Raw genomic sequence first — 17,517 nt, forward strand, 5'->3', positions numbered from 1 at the left:
CCTCTTAAAATTAGCCTGCGCGAAGCAGCGTTTTCATTTTTTCGTTACGGCAAAACTGGCGCTTCATCTCAACCACCAGCGCATTACGCGACAGCACAATCATCACGCAGAACGCCAGTGCGCCCGAGGCGACCTGTACCGCCAGCAGCGCCGCCAGCGGCAGATGACCGCTGAGCACCACGCCCAGGCCATAGCTGACCGCAAGCGTAGGTAAGGAGAGATAAAACGGCAGCCACAGGCTCAGGATGTACTGACGGTAGCTGGAGCCCAGCACCGGCTTGATCATCACGAAGTAGCTCAGCACGGTGTTGATAATTTGTACCAGCAGGAACCCGAGCGTAACGCCGATAGCGCCCGCCATGTGTCCACCCACGATGATTGCCGGAATAAACAGGAAGGTTTTAAACACGTTGAACTTAAAGCTGATATCCACGCGCGCTTTTGCCATCAGCAGGGAACCAATCGGATTTCCCACGGATCGCAGTAGCCCTACCACACACAGCAGCTGCAGGATCGGGATGATGCCGTTCCACTTCTCACCAAACACCAGCGGCACGAAGTTGCTGGAGACCACCATCAGCCCCAGCAGCACCGGGAAGTTAATAATCCCCACTACGGAAAGCAGCTTGTAGAAGTTAACGCGCAGCTTTTCGGTGTCGTCCTGAATCTTGGCAAACGCCGGGAACAGCACGCGGGTGATAATCGGGTTCAGCTTCATCGGCGGTACGACCGCGACGTTGTAGGCCAGGTTGTAGCCCCCCGCCACGCTCGCGCCCAGAATGCGCGCCAGTACCAGCGTCGAAAGGTTGGTATTGACGTAGTTGATAATGCTGTCCGCCGTCAGCCACGCGCCAAAGCGCAGGTTGGACGACACGGACGCGAGAGAGAAATGCAGCCCCGGACGGTAAATCTTGCGGCCAAAGTAACCGAACAGCAGCGTACGCACGGCAGAGTTAACCAGGTAACCGAGGATGGCGGTCATCGCCAGCGGCCAGAAATGGGCGCTCACCACGGTGAAGGTAAAGCCCGCCAGCACGGCACTTGTTTCAATCATGCCGATCTTGTTGAACTCCAGCTCTTTTTGCATCAGCGCGCGGAATTGCTGCCCGTGTGGGATCACCACAAATGCAAACGACAGCGTACGCATCAGCGGAGCCAGATCCGGGTTGTGCAGCACGCGGGCGATGGTGTCACTCAGCAGGAACACCAGTACGAACACGAAGATCCCCAGCCCAACGTTCAGCCAGTAGAGCGTGGTCAGCTCCAGATGGCTGATCTCTTTGCGCTGGATAATCGAGTTGGCGATACCGAAGTCAGACAGCGTATCGGCCAGCGCGATAATCACCAGCGAGACGGTCAGCAGGCCGAACTGGTGGTTATCGATAATGCGCGCCAGCACCGTCATCTGCACCAGCCCAAGGCCGATGATGACGATGGTGGCCATGGCCGACCACTTGGCGCCGCTGATGGTTTTTTCACGTAAGCTCATCTTAGTACGCCGCTTTGTTCACGAAACCTTTGAAGATGGTCAGAAAAACAATCTTGATATCGAACCAGAGGCTCCACTCACGGATGTACTCCAGATCGAACTCAATGCGTTTTTCCATTTTTTCCAGCGTGTCGGTCTCGCCGCGCCAGCCGTTGATCTGCGCCCAGCCGGTGATGCCTGGCTTCACCTTATGGCGCAGCATGTAGCCTTCAATCAGTGAACGGTACTGCTCGTTATGGGCTACCGCGTGAGGACGCGGGCCAACAATCGACATGCCGCCGGTGAAGACGTTAATGAACTGCGGCAGCTCGTCCAGCGAGGTCCGGCGCAGGAAGTTCCCCACGCGGGTCACGCGCGGATCGTTCTGCGTCGCCTGGGTCACCACCTTGTCGTTTTCCATCACCTTCATGGAGCGGAATTTCCACACCATGATCGGCTTGCCGTCCATGCCGTAGCGTGTCTGGCGGAAGATAATCGGCCCGGGTGAACTGATTTTCACCGCCAGCGCGATGCAGCACAGTACAGGCGAAATCAGCAGCAGGATCAGCGAAGAGAGAACAATATCTTCCACGCGCTTGAGCACGCGGTTAATACCGGACAGCGGCGTATCGTACAGCGGCACAACCGGCACGCCGTTCACTTCTTCAATGCGAGAATGGAGGATGTTGAAGGTAAAGACATCCGGGATCAGGATCACCGAACAGGTGGTATCCGCCAGCTCGCGCATCAGTTTCTTAATGCGGGATTCGTCTTTCATCTGCATGGCGATATAGACGTTGTGGATCTTCCCTGCTTTCGCGTCGTCGATAAGCTGCTCGTAGTTGCCAGCCCACTCAGACGGGACGCCGCCCGGCTTCGCGTCGTGGTAGATCCCCACCACTTCAAAACCTAACCACGGCTCTTTGCGGAAGCTGTCGAGCAGCACCTGGCCGACGGGCAAATCCCCTGCTACGGCCACATAGCGTCTGTTGTAACCCCGATTGCGCAGCCAGCCCGCACCGAAGCGGATCAGCGAACGGCACACCACCATGCCCACGCTGGTCAACAGGTACCAGCAGAGATAGGTCACGAGGCGGTTATCAAAATCATGGCTGAATGCCACCAGCCCGGCGCTGAAAATCAGGCTTAAGGTCCAGTTTTGCAGCAACAACATCAGCTCGGTGGTGATTTTCACCCCACGCCACGAGCGGTAAAAATCGGTCATCCCGCCGATCATCTGAAACACGACCAGCGCAATCAATGCCATCAGCAGATGCATATATAAGAACGGTTGCCCGCTAATCCGACACACCGCCCACAATCCGCCGACCATGATGGTGATATCAGAAAAACGCTGCACCATAGAGATTAACGATGCATTCGTTCTCGCTCGTTCGCGTTTTTTTAGATTCGTCATCGTTGTTCCTTTAGTTCAAAACCTTACCCCTCACCCTACCCCTCTCCCCACAGGGGAGAGGGAACTTGAACACCCTCTCCCCTGTGGGGAGAGGGCTGGGGTGAGGGGCAATTGTTACTGATTCAACAGCGCCAGAATGTCCTTCGTTCGGGCTTCCATCAGCGCCGTGTCGGCACGGGATTCCACGTTCAGGCGCACCACCGGCTCGGTATTGGACGAGCGCAGGTTGAAGCGCCACTGCGGGAACGCCATGCTGATGCCGTCGGTACGGTCAATTTCCAGCGCGTGAATGGCAAAGTGCTGTTCCACACGGGCAATCGCGTCGGCAGGCTGCGCCAGCTTGCTGTTGATCTCCCCGCTCGCCGGGAAGGCCGCCATGCGGTCACGCACCAGCTCGCCCAGGGTCTGCCCTTTCAGGCACAGCAGCTCGGTCACCAGCAGCCACGGGATCATCCCGCTGTCGCAGTAGGCAAAATCACGGAAGTAGTGGTGAGCGCTCATCTCGCCGCCGTAAATAGCGTCTTCTTCACGCATGCGCTCTTTGATAAAGGCGTGCCCAGTTTTGGACATCACCGGCGTACCGCCCGCCGCGGACACCACATCGACGGTGTTCCAGGAGAGGCGCGGATCGTGAATGATCTTCGCCCCAGGGTTTTTCTCGAGGAAGGCTTCCGCCAGCAGGCCGACGATGTAGTAGCCCTCGATGAACTGCCCTTTTTCGTCGAACAGGAAGCAGCGGTCGAAGTCACCGTCAAAGGCGATCCCCATATCGGCACCGTGCTCAATCACCGCGTTACGGGTGTCGTCGCGGCACTCCGGCAACAGCGGGTTAGGAATACCGTTCGGGAAGTTGCCGTCCGGGGTGTTATGCACTTTGATGAAGGTGACCGGCACGTTCAGCGCCTTAAAGCGGGCCTCCAGGGCATCCACCACCGGACCGGCCGCGCCGTTACCGGAGTTGATGACCAGCTTCAGCGGCTTCAGGTTTGCCACGTTGATGTAGCCCAGCAGGTGGTCGATGTACTCTTTTTGCAAATTGATCTGCTTGTAGCTGCCGCGCTTCGCGTCATTCACCGGCGGGAAGTCGTTGGCTTCGGCCAGACGCTGCACGTCGCGCAGGCCGGTATCGCCACTGATCGGACGCGCGCCCTTGCGCACCAGCTTCATGCCGTTGTAGTCCATCGGGTTGTGGCTGGCGGTCACTTCAATACCGCCGTCCACGCCCAGGTGGAAGGTGGCAAAATAGATCTCTTCTGTACCGGAAAGGCCGATATCCAGCACGTCCACGCCCGCATCCTGCAGCCCTTTCGCCAGGGCCAGCTTCAGGGACTCGCTGGTCAGGCGCACGTCGCCGCCCAGCACGATAGTTTGCGGCTTTAAATATTCGCCGTACGCGCGGCCAATGCGCCACGCAATATCTTCATTCAGCTCTTCGCCCAGCTTGCCGCGAATATCGTAGGCTTTAAAACAGGTTAACTTTTCCATGATGACCCCTTTTTCAGGCAACAGTTGGCCCTGACCAATTAATGGCCAAATTCTTTTTTTTCATTCGTAGGCCCGGTTAGCGCAGCGCCACCGGGCAGGAAGCAGAGGCGCTACACCCGTCCGTAACGATCCTGGAAGCGAACGATATCGTCCTCCTCCAGATACGAACCGGAGCGCACTTCAATTAAGTCGAGCGGAATTTTCCCCGGGTTCTCCAGACAGTGCGTGGCCCCCAGCGGAATGTAGATGGATTCGTTTTCGCCCAGCAGTTTGATTTCGCCGTCGATGGTGACTTTTGCGGTTCCCGCCACCACCACCCAGTGCTCGGCGCGATGGTGGTGCATCTGTACGGACAGCCCTTCACCCGGCTTCACGGTAATACGCTTCACCTGATAGCGGTCGCCGGAGTCGATGGAGTCATACTTGCCCCACGGACGGTAGACTTCGCGGTGAATGTGGTGCTCGTGACGACCATCGGCCTTGATTTGTTCAACCACTTTTTTAACGTCCTGCACGGCGTTACGGTCGGCAATCAGCACCGCATCTTTGGTCTGCACGACCACCAGATCCTTCACCCCAACCGTGGTGACCAGGCCGGATTCGGCATAAACATAGCTGTTTTCCGTTTTGTGGCTAATCACATCACCGTGATGGACGTTACCCTCCGGGGTATGCGCACTGATCTCCCACAGGGATGACCAGGACCCCACATCGCTCCAGCCCGCGTCCATCGGAACCACGACGGCATCCGCCGTGCGCTCCATGACCGCGTAGTCAATGGACTCCTCCGGGCAGGCGAGGAAAGATTGCTCATCCACACGAATAAAGTCGAGGTCAGGATCGACTACCGCCATCGCTTTCTCGCAGGCGCTCAGGATGTCCGGACGGTATTTTTCCAGCTCTTCCAGGTAGCGTCCGGCTCGGAACAGGAACATGCCGCTGTTCCAGTAATATTCCCCGCTGGCCACGTAGGCCTGCGCGGTTTCCAGATTCGGTTTTTCGACGAACTGCGCCACGTCAAACGCCACGCTGTCGCCTTCGCCCGGCGTCACGCTGCCGCGACGGATGTAGCCATAGCCGGTTTCCGGCAGGTCCGGCACGATGCCGAAGGTCACCAGCTTGCCGCTTTCCGCGTAAGGAATGGCCGCACGGACCGCGTCGCGAAACGCCTCTTCCTGCTGAATGACGTGGTCAGCCGCCAGCACCAGCATCAGCGGGTCGCAGTTCGGGCTGCTGCGTTTTGCCGCCAGCGCCGCCAGGGCGATCGCAGGGGCAGTGTTACGACCGGCAGGCTCCAGAATGATGTTTTCTGTGAGTTTGTTCAGCTGGCGCAGCTGCTCGGCAACGATAAAACGGTGCTGTTCGTTACAAATAACGACCGGACTTTCACACTCCACGCCGTGCAGACGGTTGACCGTCGTTTGCAGCATGGTGAGGTCCCCTTTCAGGCAGAGGAACTGTTTTGGATAGAGCACGCGGGACAGCGGCCACAACCGGCTACCAGAGCCACCTGCCATCACAACCGGATACAACGTGGTTTGACTCATGATTTATCCCCGTATATCTGCAATAAATTGGCTCAGCACGTTCTCTTTTTCGAGCGTGCGTTCGGCATATTCACGTGCCACCGTGTTCTCTTTTGGCATGGCGAGTGCCTGCTCAATACCGGCTACCAGCGCGGGAACGGATTCTGGCTCCACGCAAACGGCAATGCCGGGATAGCTGTTACACAGCTGGCCTAATTCTGTTTCGGCTTCTGCCGTAATCACCGCGTTGCCGCCCACCGCCAGAATGTTGGTCAGCTTGGACGGCAGCACCGCGTCCGCCGCGCCGCGCTTTTGCACGACCAGATGGCAGTCGCCCATCTTCAGCAGGGCAGGTAGCGCCTCGTAAGACTGAAGCGGGAAAAATTTCACGTTGATCAGGCCGCGTTCGAGGGCCATTTTTTCCAGCCGCGCTTTTCCACCGCCCTGCCCGACAATCACAAACGTCCACGGATGTTCGCTAAGCTGCTGCGCCGCTTCAATGACGCTCTCCAGCCCCTGCTTTTCGCCGATGTTGCCCGAGTAAAGAATGATTTTTTGGTCTTCAGGCAATCCGAGCTGCGCGCGGAGCGCATGAGCGTCTTGCTCTGTCACATCGCGGAAACGCGCCACTTCGGACCAGTTCGGGAAGAAAATGACTCTCTCCGCCGGGACGCCCTTTTCCTGCGCCTTGTTCATCATCGAGCGCGAGATAGTCGAGACGTAATCCACGTTGTGCAGCCCGCTGCGCTCAAAGGCGCTGGCGAGCTTCGCCACCTTGCCGCCCTTGCCCTTGCCCGCCATTCCCAGGCCGAGCATGGCGTCCACTTCATAATCCTGAATGTGCAGCAGGGTGCGCGCGCCGGAAAGTTTGCCCAGCAGGCGCATGCCCGGCGTGCAAAACAGCGTCGGCACCACACCGATAATGCGATCCGGCTTCCAGCGACGCTGCGCCATCAGCGGGAAAAAACTGCTCAGGGCAAAGCTGCCCAGATGAATTAAACGTTTCAGCGTCGAAGGCTGTTTTGGCACGTAGAGCGGGCAGCGCCACACGGTCGCTGCGCCCTCTTCGCGGCGGTAGCGCCAGCTTGAGTAGCGCTCGCCCACCTTCCACTCCGGGTAGTACGGCGGCGCGGTAATGACCCGCACGTCATGTCCCTGGCTCGCCATCCACTCGACCATCTCGCCGGTGTATTTCCCGATGCCGGTTAATTCCGGCGAATAGTTAATGCCATACACAAGGATCTTCATAAACCCGGCACCTCGGCCTGACGTTCTGCGAGGAAGTACGCTCGACTGTTATCGTGAACGTTATCGCTCGCCAGCAGCGCCTCTCGCGTCTGCCAGCGGTAGTCGTCATGCTGAGAATCAGGCAGATGCAGAACTGCCTCATTCACCTTCAGGCGGAACCCCAGCACGATGTAGTGCGTGGAGAACCCGGTGCCTGAAAAGTTATCGTCATAGAAGTGCTGCCAGACCCCGTAAAACTGGCCAGCCGCCATCGGCAACTGCAGGCCCAGCTCCGCCAGAGTGAGACGCTCAAACGCATCGGTGAGCGTCTCATCCTTCTGCACGCGCCCGCCGGGCACGAACCAAAAGCCCTGTGCAGGACGATTGGTTCGTTTCCCCAGCAAGAACTCGCCGCGTTCGTTCTCCACGATCAAATCGATTGAGATCAGCGGAGTAGAACGCACTACCGTGGCAAAATCTTCCTGACTTAAAAACATCATTACCCCCGGAAGCGGTGCTGGTTTTCCAGGAACCACTGGTAGGTGCTGGCCAGCCCCTGCTCCAGTGACACCTCGTGATACCAGCCCAGCTGATGCAGGCGGGTCACGTCCAGCAGTTTGCGCGGCGTGCCGTCCGGCTTGGTGGCGTCAAACACCACGCGGCCTTTGTAGCCCACCACCTGCGCGATAGTCTGCGCCAGCTCGCGGATGGTGCAGTCAACGCCGGTACCGACGTTGATGTGCGACAGCATTGGCTCGGTGTTCTCCTGCCACACCTCGCGATCCAGCTCCATTACGTGAATACTGGCCGCCGCCATGTCGTCCACGTGCAGGAACTCACGCATTGGCGTACCGCTCCCCCACACCACCACGTCCGGCGCGTTCTCGGCGGTCGCCTCGTGGAAGCGGCGCAGCAGCGCCGGGATCACGTGCGAATTGCTCGGGTGGAAGTTGTCGTGCGGTCCGTACAGGTTGGTCGGCATCACCGAGCGATAGTCACGGTTGTACTGACGGTTGTAGGACTCACACAGCTTGATCCCGGCAATTTTGGCAATCGCGTACGGCTCGTTGGTCGCTTCCAGCGTGCCCTGCAGCAGCTCGCTTTCGGCGATCGGCTGCTTCGCCATTTTCGGGTAAATACAGGATGAACCGAGGAACAGCAGCTTATTCACGTTGTGCAGGTGCGCCGCGTGAATGATGTTGCTCTCGATCATCATGTTCTCGTAGATGAAATCTGCCGGGTAGGTGTTGTTGGCAACAATGCCGCCCACTTTCGCCGCCGCCAGATACACCTGGTCAATACGTTCGTTGGCAAAGAAATCCTGCACCGCTTTGCTGTCGAGCAGATTCAGCTCGTCGCGCGTGCGGACAATCACCTCTGCGTCACCGCGCTGTTCCAGCTGGCGAACAATCGCGGAACCCACCATTCCGCGATGACCGGCGACAAAAATACGTTGTTTTGTCATTCTCAGGACTCCAGCGCGATGGCAACCTCGTAGCCATGAGACTTGAGCAGGGAGTGTTTTTTCGCTGCTTCAAGATCTTTGGCCACCATCTCGGAAACCATCTCCTGCAGAGTGGTCTCTGGTTTCCAGCCCAGGGTTTCGTGCGCTTTGGTTGGGTCGCCCAGCAGGGTTTCCACTTCAGCAGGACGGAAGTAGCGTGGGTCAACCTGAACGATAACGTCGCCTGGCTTCACGCCCGGTGCGTCGTGACCCGTCACGGAAACCACAATGCCCTTCTCTTCCACGCCAGTACCTTCAAAGCGCAGTTTGATGCCCAGCTGCGCGGCAGCCATTTCAACGAACTGACGCACGGAATACTGCACGCCGGTCGCGATCACGAAGTCTTCTGGTTTGTCCTGCTGCAGCATCATCCACTGCATTTTCACGTAGTCTTTCGCATGGCCCCAGTCACGCAGGGAGTCCATGTTGCCGAGGTGCAGGCAAGATTCCAGACCCTGAGCGATGTTGGCGATCGCGCGGGTGATTTTACGGGTCACGAAGGTTTCGCCGCGACGCGGGGATTCGTGGTTGAACAGAATGCCGTTACAGGCGTACATGCCGTAGGATTCACGGTAGTTTACGGTGATCCAGTAGGCGTACAGTTTAGCGACCGCATACGGAGAGCGCGGGTAGAACGGCGTGGTCTCTTTCTGTGGAATTTCCTGCACCAGGCCGTACAGCTCGGAAGTGGACGCCTGGTAGAAACGGGTTTTCTTCTCGAGGCCCAGGAAGCGAATGGCTTCCAGCAGACGCAGGGTGCCCATGGCGTCAACGTCGGCGGTGTATTCCGGGGATTCGAAGGAGACCGCAACGTGGCTCATCGCGCCCAGGTTGTACACTTCATCCGGCTGCACTTCCTGCAGGATGCGGGTCAGGTTTGAGGAATCGGTCAGATCGCCGTAATGCAGATGGAATTTCGGGTTCGCGGAGTGAGGATCCTGGTAGATATGGTCAACACGCTCGGTGTTGAACGAAGAGGCACGACGTTTAATACCGTGTACTTCATACCCTTTTTCCAGCAGCAGTTCTGCCAGGTAAGAACCATCTTGTCCGGTAACGCCGGTGATGAGAGCGACTTTAGACATGTTTATATTCCTCTGTACTTATCAAAGTTTTTCAGTTTCAACGCGTTCGCGTATCACCACTGCGGGGTTGCCACGGCAAATTGTATTTGCCGGTAGCGATTTAAAAACGCTGCTGCGGGCACCGACTACCGTGCCATCGCCAACAGAAACACCAGGTGCAACAAAGACATCTGTTGCCAGCCAGCATTTTTCACCAATCACAATTGGCGAAGCGGTAATATCAAAATGCTGACTCATAAAATCATGGCTGCCGGTGCACAAATAACACTTCTGCGATACCACCGAATTTGCGCCAATCGTAACCTCGCCCAGGGTATATAACACCGCGTCATCCCCTACCCAGGCGTAATCCCCAAGCGTTAATTTCCAGGGATAGGTAATTTTCACCGAGGGGCGAATTACTACGTTTTTTCCGATTTTTGCGCCAAAGAGACGCAATAAAAAGGCTCGCCAGCGGTACAGTATTTGAGGAGACCAGGCAAATAATGTCGCCTGAACCGCCCACCACAACTGCACCTTAATACCGTTCCCGCCCCGAAAGCCTTTCGGCACGGAGAATCCGTTAAGTTCCTGCATTAGGCTTCCTTATATTTCAGGCTTTGTTATATAAGGCTTTCGCTTTACCTGTCGTTTTCAGGCGTAAAAAATAAGACAATTCCGCCCAGAACCCCGGCACACGTAATATTTTACGCTGCACGTTTTTTGCATCCTGGCACAATTCCAGATTATTTGAAGTTGACACACCGCCCATGGAAAATTCAGATACCAGCCCTTTAATTCGACGGAATGGATAACCTGATTTGTACAAGCTGGCAGTCAGTGCATAATCTGAAGACACTTTATACTGCAAATCGTAAGGCTGTTTTTTCAGACCCTCGACCGGGAAGAAAATGGCCTGATGGCTTGCCGGCAGGCTGTGGTAGATATACCAGCCCGGCTTGGCGCTGCGCAGCACTTTATTTCCGTCACCAAAATCGAGCAGGGCATCGCCGATATACAAGGCGTCCTCTTTCTGGCGGGCGAGCTGACGGGCAAACAGGGCCACGTCGTCATGGAACACATCGCCAGAATTCAGGAAGATGGCGTAACGCCCCTGCGCCATCGCGATGCCTTTATTCATCGCGTCGTAAATGCCTTTATCTTTCTCGCTGATGTAACGTAAGTTGAACTCACCGTTGAGTTTTTCCAGAAACTCAGCCGTACCGTCGTTCGAACCGCCATCAACCACGATCCACTCAAAGGTGAGGCTCGGATCGCGCGCCAGGTTGCGCAGCGAGCGCCAGGTTTTTACCACCCCTTCGTAGTTACGAAAGGCGACAGTAATGACGCTAAGAAACATAAATCACCTCATTTCGTCATACGCGCGTAATATTGAGCGCTTTGCGCAAAATAAACGGGCAGACAATCAAGAAAGCATATTCCGGGCTAAATATTGACCCCGTAAAGAACAACGACACTGGCGTAAAAAGATAAAGCTGCACGCGAAAGTTTTGGTTATCACCAAACGCGTTAATCATCATTTTAAAAACTTTAAACAGATACCAGATCGTCAACAGTACGGCGAACCACGAAAAATAAATAATTAACAGATACAAACCATTGTCTATGGTTTTACCGACATCCGCACCGTTAAAGATTCCGAATGATGCAACATATTCGTAAAGTGAGCCGAATCTTACTACCCCATCAATATGGGTTAAGGAATAACCCACCATCACCAGTGGCCCGATGATGCGATAATAGGACGAAGACCCTTCCGTTCCCAAATCTCCCAGACGTTCTGAGATGTACGGGAAGGCAAATATCACGCCAACCATAAATACCGTCAGGGAGATAATCGCCAGCGGCAGTTTTTTCTTAATCGCATCTTTGTTCAGGTACTGGAATGCCCACTCCAGGAGGTAAAACAGGATAAATGTCATTACCCCTGAGAACGATCCAGACAGAACAATTCCTGCAAGAATCATAGCATCGGTTTTGGGGGTTTTGATACCAAACTGTTTGATGCTGAGCCAAATTGAGATTAACGCCAGAGCGAAAAACGCCGGTTCAAAATAGAGCGCAGTAGTACGCTTACCACCAAACTTAATGAAGTTCAGTACATAGCTGTTACTGTATATGAGATATTTCGAAATTATCTCCATCAGGCTGCTGCCGCCGGTCAAAATAATTTGCGCCATTTCCATCGCGGCAAGCATAACAATGACCCCAACGACAATATAAAAGAACCTAAGGATTTTCTTATAATTGTGCGGGGAAATAGTTTTAAAGCGAATACTCCACACCATGCCAATAATGATAACGATATAAACAAACAGCATGGTTGAGGTGACGTATTTGCTGGCATCCAGCGACTGACCAAAGATGTAGTTAAACGCGGTCAGACCCACCCCGAGCCCTAACGCTATCATCAGCTTCTTGAGACTGATTTTCTCAACGTAGAGTAAAAGCAGAACAGGCAAGAAGGTGACGATGGTAATCGGGAAGCTCTCCCCCAGCTGGGCAATCTTGACGTTGACCAGCAGGTAGATCAGCGGCAGCAGCAGATAACTACAGATTCTGATAGAACGAGACATACTCCTCCAGCATCTGTTGTCCACTGTAGGCCTTGCGGCTGCGGTTGCGGAACGATTCCAGGTCAGTGCCAAAAACGGCCTGCGCAATCGCGGCCTTCGGTAGTTGCACCAGCGGCAGCACCTCCTGCTCCGCGAAGGTTTTTCCGCCGGATTTCTCCAGTACTTCGCGCGCGGCGTCGCTGTGGGTGGCAATGACAGGCACGCCAATAGAGAGCGCTTCGCAGAGGATCAGCGGATAGTTGTCCACGCGGGAGCTGAACACCAGCGCATCCATACCGTTCAGGGCGCTCATCAGCTTGCGCTTGTCGGTTTCAAATCCGTGGTTCACCACGTTCGCCCCTTCAAACGGGGAAAACTTGCCGAAGGTGTGCAGTTCAACCTTATCGCCGAGCGCCATGATGTCGCGCACCAGCTGCTGGTTGGTTTTGCCGTCGTAGCGCAGGTCATGCGCAACAATGGCAATTTTCGGTTTGCCCGGCGTTTCGGCTACGGGCGTCAGTTCCGCCAGGATCTCTTCCGTTGCCACGTCGATGCCGTTGTTGATGATCTTACAGCGCCCTGCCCCGTACAGGCTGTTGAAGGCATCCGCCACGTGCTGGCTTGGGGAAATAAAGGTGCAGCCGAGAGAGAGCATATCGCGGAACAGCTGACGCTTGCCCTCAACCAGCTGATGCGCGCGATCCACCTTCACCGGCGGGTAATTGCTCAGCGTCGGGCATTTCTGGCAGTTATCTTTCCAGCCTTCGCAGCCGTCGGTGAAGGCGCAGCGTCCGGTCACGCTCCAGTGATCGTGCAGTGTCCAGACGAATCGGGTGTCCGGCTTGTGCGCTTTCACCTTCTCACAAAACGCCACCACCTCTTCCAGATTCAGCCAGTAGCTGTGCAAAACGTGAAAATGCAGCACAACCGGACCTGTCGTGCGCGTCACGGTGCGGTAAAGGTTGTTCAGGTTGCCAAACAGATCGCGGTTAAACAGGCGGAACAGCGCAATGTTGGCAATGGAGGTCAGACGCGGGGTCTGCTTCAGCACCTGAGGATAGTTATCATGGCTAACGCTTTTTTTGCCGCCTTTGCCGTAGCCGTAAACAAAACGCGACTGTAATCCTTTTTGCAGCGCGCGCTGGTGCAGATCCAGCGCCACGCCAGCCGCCCCGCCTTCTGCGAGGCGTACGTTAAATTGCAGAATGTTCATTTAATCACCTTCACGCGGGCTTTCTCTCCCACCACCAGCGCGTTATCCGGAATGCTGTCCAGCACCACGCTACCTGCGCCAATCGTGACGTTGTTGCCGATCGTGATGTCACCGATGATCACCACGTTGGCGCCCAGCTCGACGTTATTGCCAATCACCGGGCAGGCCAGACTTTCTGGCCCACGGTTGCCGATGGTGACCGCGTGGCGAATAGTGAAATCATCCCCCGCCACGACGAACTTATTGATCACCACGGCATACCCGTGGTGGATGGTGAAGCGTCGGCCAATGGTGGCAGCGGCCTGAATTTCATAGCCAAAAAAGCATTCAGTAATGATGCGATACAGCACCAGCACGGGTGCCGCCCAGATATTGTTTAAAACGTTTTTCTTACGCCACACCGAGCAAAAGTGCGCGATGCGGTACGCCAGAACCATGCAGCACGGGCGCAGGCTCCAGCTGTTAGCGCGGCAATCTTCCAGAAACATTATTTCCCCCGAAGCCCGTCAGCCAGACGCTTGCCGTTACGCACGGAAAGCAGCGTCAGCAGCGTGCGCCAGTTCATGCGCTTGTTGCGGATCTGATACAGGGTAAAGAGCTGATACTTCCGGCTGGCACGGTCAAACTTGTTCTTGTGCTTGCGGTAGAAGTGGAAATAGCCCGAGAATTTCTTCGGTGACGAGGTGATTTGCATCTCCCCGTGGTTGATGTGCAGGATCTGCGTAGCCTCTTCCACTTTCCACGGCTCGCCGTACTCCACCACCATCCGCAGGAAGATGTCGTAATCCTGCGCGGCCTTCAGTTCGGTATCGAACAGGCACTCTTTGAAGCGCCATGCCCAGGTGAAGACCTGATTACCGATAATATTGCGCTTGTAGAACAGGCGGCGGGAGTATGGTGATTTCGGGTACAGCGGCAGGCTGGCCGGCTGCGAGTACACTTCCCCCTGGCAAACGTAGTCGTTGGCATACAGGAACGCGTGCGTCCCCAGCTGCGCTTTGTGAGAGAGGAAGATGGACAGACGGTTTGGCGTCCATTCGTCATCGTCGTCAATCCCGGTCAGATACTGCCCTTTCGCCTGCATAATCGCCTGATTACGCACCGCACAAGCGCCGGAGTTAATGGCGTTATGCGTATAGACCACCCGCGGGTCGTTGAGGTCAGTCACAAACTTTTGCAGCTGTTCATACGAGGAAGAGCAGTCATCGACGATGATCAGCTCCCAGTTATCGTAATCCTGTCGCAGGACGGATTTGATTGCGCGGATCGCCAGCTGCTGACGATTCCATGTCGGCATATAGATTGAAACTAAAGGGCGTTGTGTGGTCATGGTCTTCCCCTTATCCCTCACCCCGCCCCTCTCCCGGAGGGAGAGGGAGAAAAGCTGCTCTCCCTCAGAGGAGAGGGTTAGGGTGAGGGGGATTTTTATTTACTGTCAGATTTATATTCGTACTCGTAATACCCGTAATCCTGGTATCCGGTCGCGCGGCGGAAGATGGAGTTCAGGATCACCCCTTTCACCTCAATACCGTTCTGCTCGAAGCGGCTCAGGCTGGTCTCGACTTCCTTCAGCGTGTTCACCGCGTAGCGCGCCACCATCAGCGTGGTGCCTGCATGACGGCCCACCACGGCGGCATCGGTCACGGCCAGAATTGGCGGGGTATCGATCAGCACCAGGTCGTAATGCTTACTCGCCCACTCCACCAGCTCGGTGAAGCGTTCGCTCATCAGCAGCTCGGACGGGTTCGGTGGCACCTGACCACGCGGGATCAGGTCAAATTTCGGGATAGAGGTCGGTTTCGCGCTCTCGCTAATCTCCCCTTTGCCGAGCAGAATTTCCGACAGGCCGTTAACGTTGTTGGTGCCCAGCAGCTCATGGGTGTAGCCCTTACGCATATCGCAGTCGATCAGCAGCACGCGCTTGTTGGTCTGGCTTACCACCGCCGCCAGGTTGGCACAGACGAAGGTTTTACCGATTGACGGGCTAACGCCGGTCATCATCAGGACGTTGTTTTTCGCCTGCATCATGGCGAAGTGAAGGCTGGTACGCAGGCTGCGCACTGCTTCAATCGCCAGGTCAGTCGGGTTACCCACGGCCAGCAGCTGGCTCTGTTTGTAACGCTTAACCCCTTTGATGGTTTTGACGCTGTCACGCGATTTTTGCCATTCGGAAAGCGGGATGCTGGCGTACACGTTGATGCCGTGCTCTTCCAGCACCTGCGGACTTTCGATACCGCGGTTGAACAGCGAGCGCAGCAGCACACCCACGATGGAGAGCATCAGACCGAGAATAATGCTGCCCAGAATAATCAGCGCTTTCTTCGGCTTCAGCACGCCGGGCTGGGTGATGGCAGGGTCGACGATACGCACATCACCCACCGTACTGGCTTCGGTGATCTTCAGCTCCTGCTGTTTGTTCAGCAATTGCATATAGACCTGCTGACCGGATTCCACATCGCGGGTCAGACGCACAATTTCCTGCTGCGTCTTCGGCATGGCGGTCACGCGGTTGTTCAGCTTGGCCTTCTCTTCTTCCAGCGTCTGGCGTTTTTCCAGAAGCGTGCGGTAGGCCGGGTGGCGTTTGGTGTAGAGCTTGGAGATTTCCGCCTCTTTGAAGGTCAGTTCATTGAGCTGCGCATCAATGTTCACCATCGAATCAAGAACGGATTTCGCTTCCAGCGGCAGGTCAACGGAGTCTTTGTCCTGACGATAGGCATTCAGCTTGTTCTCTGCGGCATCCAGACGGGAGCGCACTTCCGGCAGCTGTTTGGCGAGGAAGGCCAGGCTTTTTGCGGCTTCCGCAGATTTACGCTCGACGTTCTGCTCAAGGTAGTTGCGGGTAATGCTGTTCAGGATATCGCGGATTTTGTCCTTATCTTCACCGGTGAAAGTCATGCTCAGGACGCCGGTGTCCTTCCCATTTTCGGTGACGGTGAGGTTGTTTTGCAGATTATTGATCATCCCCAGCGTGGAGAATTTGGTGACGGTAAACTCACCCCCTTCCTGGGCGTGGATTGCACTCACCATCATGCTGACGCCGTCTTTGGTCAACATCTGTCCCACTTCACCGCGCGCACTAAGGCCCGCATCGCTGGTCAGCTGGTACTGCTTCGGACCCAGCACCGTCAGGGTAAAGGTCTGATCGCCCGCCCCTTTTGGCAGCACGAAGTCCGTCACTTTGACAGTGTCATTGCTGCGCCCCATCAGGCGATCCCAGCCCGCCCCGAATATCGGGAAGGTGTTTTTGGTGACGGAGATATCAAGCCCGAGGTCGTGCACCGTTTTGCCCAGTACCAGACGCGACTGGATCAGCTGAATTTCAGCGTCAGATGCGGGCGGTTTGTTCGCCAGCGCAGAGCCGATATCCTGTACCAGCGAGTTACCGGTGTTCTGTTCAATTTGCACCAGCGCGTCAGCGCTGTAGATAGGCGTCGCGAACAGCGTATAAACGATAGCCGCCACGGCAAACACGGCGGTGATCCCTATCACCCACCACTTCGCTTCAACAACGGTGCCGACCAGGCGACCAATATCGATTTCATCACTGCCCGAAGTCGGGGCGGCAGAAGGTTTTGTTTTTTCTGTCATTGTTATCCCTGCTGAGCTTTCAGTGCCTGCGCCCACTGACGGGCAGACTGGTCAAGTAAGGTGTATACCGCCTCAAATGCCTCACGGCTCTTGCGATACGGATCGGGGATTTCACGCTCGCCATCCCAGTGACCAAACAGCATCACCTTGCCGCGCATCTCCGGTGCGATCTCGCACAGCGCGTGAATGTGGCGTCTTTCCATCGTGAGGATCAGGTCATATTCCCGGCACATCCGGCCTGAGACCTGACGGGCAACATGCCCGTCAAGGGAGAGGTTATGAGCCTGCGCAACGCTCGTCGCTCGCTCGTCGGCCCCTTTGCCAACCAGCGCGCCAAGCCCTGCGGACTCCACCGTTAACGCTGGCTCGTACTGCTTCAGCAGCCGCTCAGCCGTGGGGGAACGGCAAATGTTCCCCACGCATACCACCAGAATTTTGTTAAACATCGC

At 56.0% G+C, this 17,517-nt stretch carries 16 protein-coding genes; all 16 read right to left on the reverse strand.

Annotation, left to right across the window (positions count from 1 at the left end; translation table 11 throughout):
- Positions 1-10: 10 nt before the first annotated feature.
- A complete protein-coding gene (gene wzxC, locus KW829_RS03865) occupies positions 11-1,489 on the reverse strand; it encodes a colanic acid undecaprenyl disphosphate flippase WzxC (protein WP_218307642.1) in 1,479 nt (492 codons plus the stop codon).
- A 1-nt stretch (position 1,490) separates the two neighbouring features.
- Positions 1,491-2,885 carry an undecaprenyl-phosphate glucose phosphotransferase gene (gene wcaJ / locus KW829_RS03870; protein WP_108418179.1) on the reverse strand — a complete coding sequence of 465 codons (1,395 nt, stop codon included), beginning with the start codon at positions 2,883-2,885 and terminating at the stop codon, positions 1,491-1,493.
- Positions 2,886-2,999: 114 nt separating this feature from the next.
- Positions 3,000-4,370 (reverse strand): colanic acid biosynthesis phosphomannomutase CpsG, encoded by a 1,371-nt coding sequence (gene cpsG, locus KW829_RS03875; RefSeq protein ID WP_010431951.1) that lies wholly within the window; start codon positions 4,368-4,370, stop codon positions 3,000-3,002.
- Positions 4,371-4,480: 110 nt separating this feature from the next.
- Positions 4,481-5,917: a mannose-1-phosphate guanyltransferase gene (gene cpsB / locus KW829_RS03880; protein ID WP_089598073.1), complete on the reverse strand. Its 1,437-nt coding sequence runs from the start codon at positions 5,915-5,917 to the stop codon at positions 4,481-4,483.
- A 3-nt stretch (positions 5,918-5,920) separates the two neighbouring features.
- The gene (wcaI, locus tag KW829_RS03885) at positions 5,921-7,144 is read right to left on the reverse strand and encodes a colanic acid biosynthesis fucosyltransferase WcaI (RefSeq protein ID WP_218307643.1); all 1,224 of its coding nucleotides are present in this window, start codon (positions 7,142-7,144) and stop codon (positions 5,921-5,923) included.
- The gene (locus KW829_RS03890; RefSeq protein ID WP_010431942.1) at positions 7,141-7,620 is read right to left on the reverse strand and encodes a GDP-mannose mannosyl hydrolase; all 480 of its coding nucleotides are present in this window, start codon (positions 7,618-7,620) and stop codon (positions 7,141-7,143) included. Before KW829_RS03890 ends, wcaI begins: the two co-directional genes overlap by 4 nt.
- Positions 7,621-7,622: 2 nt before the next feature.
- Positions 7,623-8,588, reverse strand: a complete 966-nt coding sequence (locus KW829_RS03895; RefSeq protein ID WP_042715903.1) for a GDP-L-fucose synthase — start codon at positions 8,586-8,588, stop codon at positions 7,623-7,625.
- Between the two features lie 2 nt (positions 8,589-8,590).
- Positions 8,591-9,712, reverse strand: a complete 1,122-nt coding sequence (gene gmd / locus KW829_RS03900) for a GDP-mannose 4,6-dehydratase (protein ID WP_010431938.1) — start codon at positions 9,710-9,712, stop codon at positions 8,591-8,593.
- A gap of 21 nt (positions 9,713-9,733) precedes the next feature.
- Entirely contained in the window at positions 9,734-10,288 is a 555-nt protein-coding gene (gene wcaF / locus KW829_RS03905; protein WP_218307644.1) for a colanic acid biosynthesis acetyltransferase WcaF, read from the reverse strand.
- Between the two features lie 16 nt (positions 10,289-10,304).
- A complete protein-coding gene (wcaE, locus tag KW829_RS03910) occupies positions 10,305-11,051 on the reverse strand; it encodes a colanic acid biosynthesis glycosyltransferase WcaE (RefSeq protein ID WP_089598071.1) in 747 nt (248 codons plus the stop codon).
- A 16-nt stretch (positions 11,052-11,067) separates the two neighbouring features.
- Entirely contained in the window at positions 11,068-12,288 is a 1,221-nt protein-coding gene (gene wcaD / locus KW829_RS03915) for a colanic acid polymerase WcaD (protein WP_089598070.1), read from the reverse strand.
- The gene (gene wcaC / locus KW829_RS03920; RefSeq protein WP_089598069.1) at positions 12,263-13,480 is read right to left on the reverse strand and encodes a colanic acid biosynthesis glycosyltransferase WcaC; all 1,218 of its coding nucleotides are present in this window, start codon (positions 13,478-13,480) and stop codon (positions 12,263-12,265) included. Before wcaC ends, wcaD begins: the two co-directional genes overlap by 26 nt.
- Positions 13,477-13,968, reverse strand: coding sequence for a colanic acid biosynthesis acetyltransferase WcaB (wcaB, locus tag KW829_RS03925; protein WP_042715911.1), 492 nt, complete (start codon positions 13,966-13,968; stop codon positions 13,477-13,479). Before wcaB ends, wcaC begins: the two co-directional genes overlap by 4 nt.
- A complete protein-coding gene (gene wcaA / locus KW829_RS03930) occupies positions 13,968-14,810 on the reverse strand; it encodes a colanic acid biosynthesis glycosyltransferase WcaA (RefSeq protein ID WP_089598068.1) in 843 nt (280 codons plus the stop codon). The genes wcaB and wcaA overlap by 1 nt, the downstream gene beginning before the upstream one ends.
- Positions 14,811-14,905: 95 nt before the next feature.
- Entirely contained in the window at positions 14,906-17,068 is a 2,163-nt protein-coding gene (gene wzc / locus KW829_RS03935) for a tyrosine-protein kinase Wzc (protein WP_089598067.1), read from the reverse strand.
- A gap of 2 nt (positions 17,069-17,070) precedes the next feature.
- Entirely contained in the window at positions 17,071-17,514 is a 444-nt protein-coding gene (wzb, locus tag KW829_RS03940; RefSeq protein WP_010431923.1) for a low molecular weight protein-tyrosine-phosphatase Wzb, read from the reverse strand.
- Positions 17,515-17,517: the final 3 nt, after the last annotated feature.

It is taken from the genome of Enterobacter sp. ENT02, from assembly GCF_019219165.1.
Taxonomy (GTDB): Bacteria; Pseudomonadota; Gammaproteobacteria; order Enterobacterales; family Enterobacteriaceae; genus Enterobacter; species Enterobacter mori.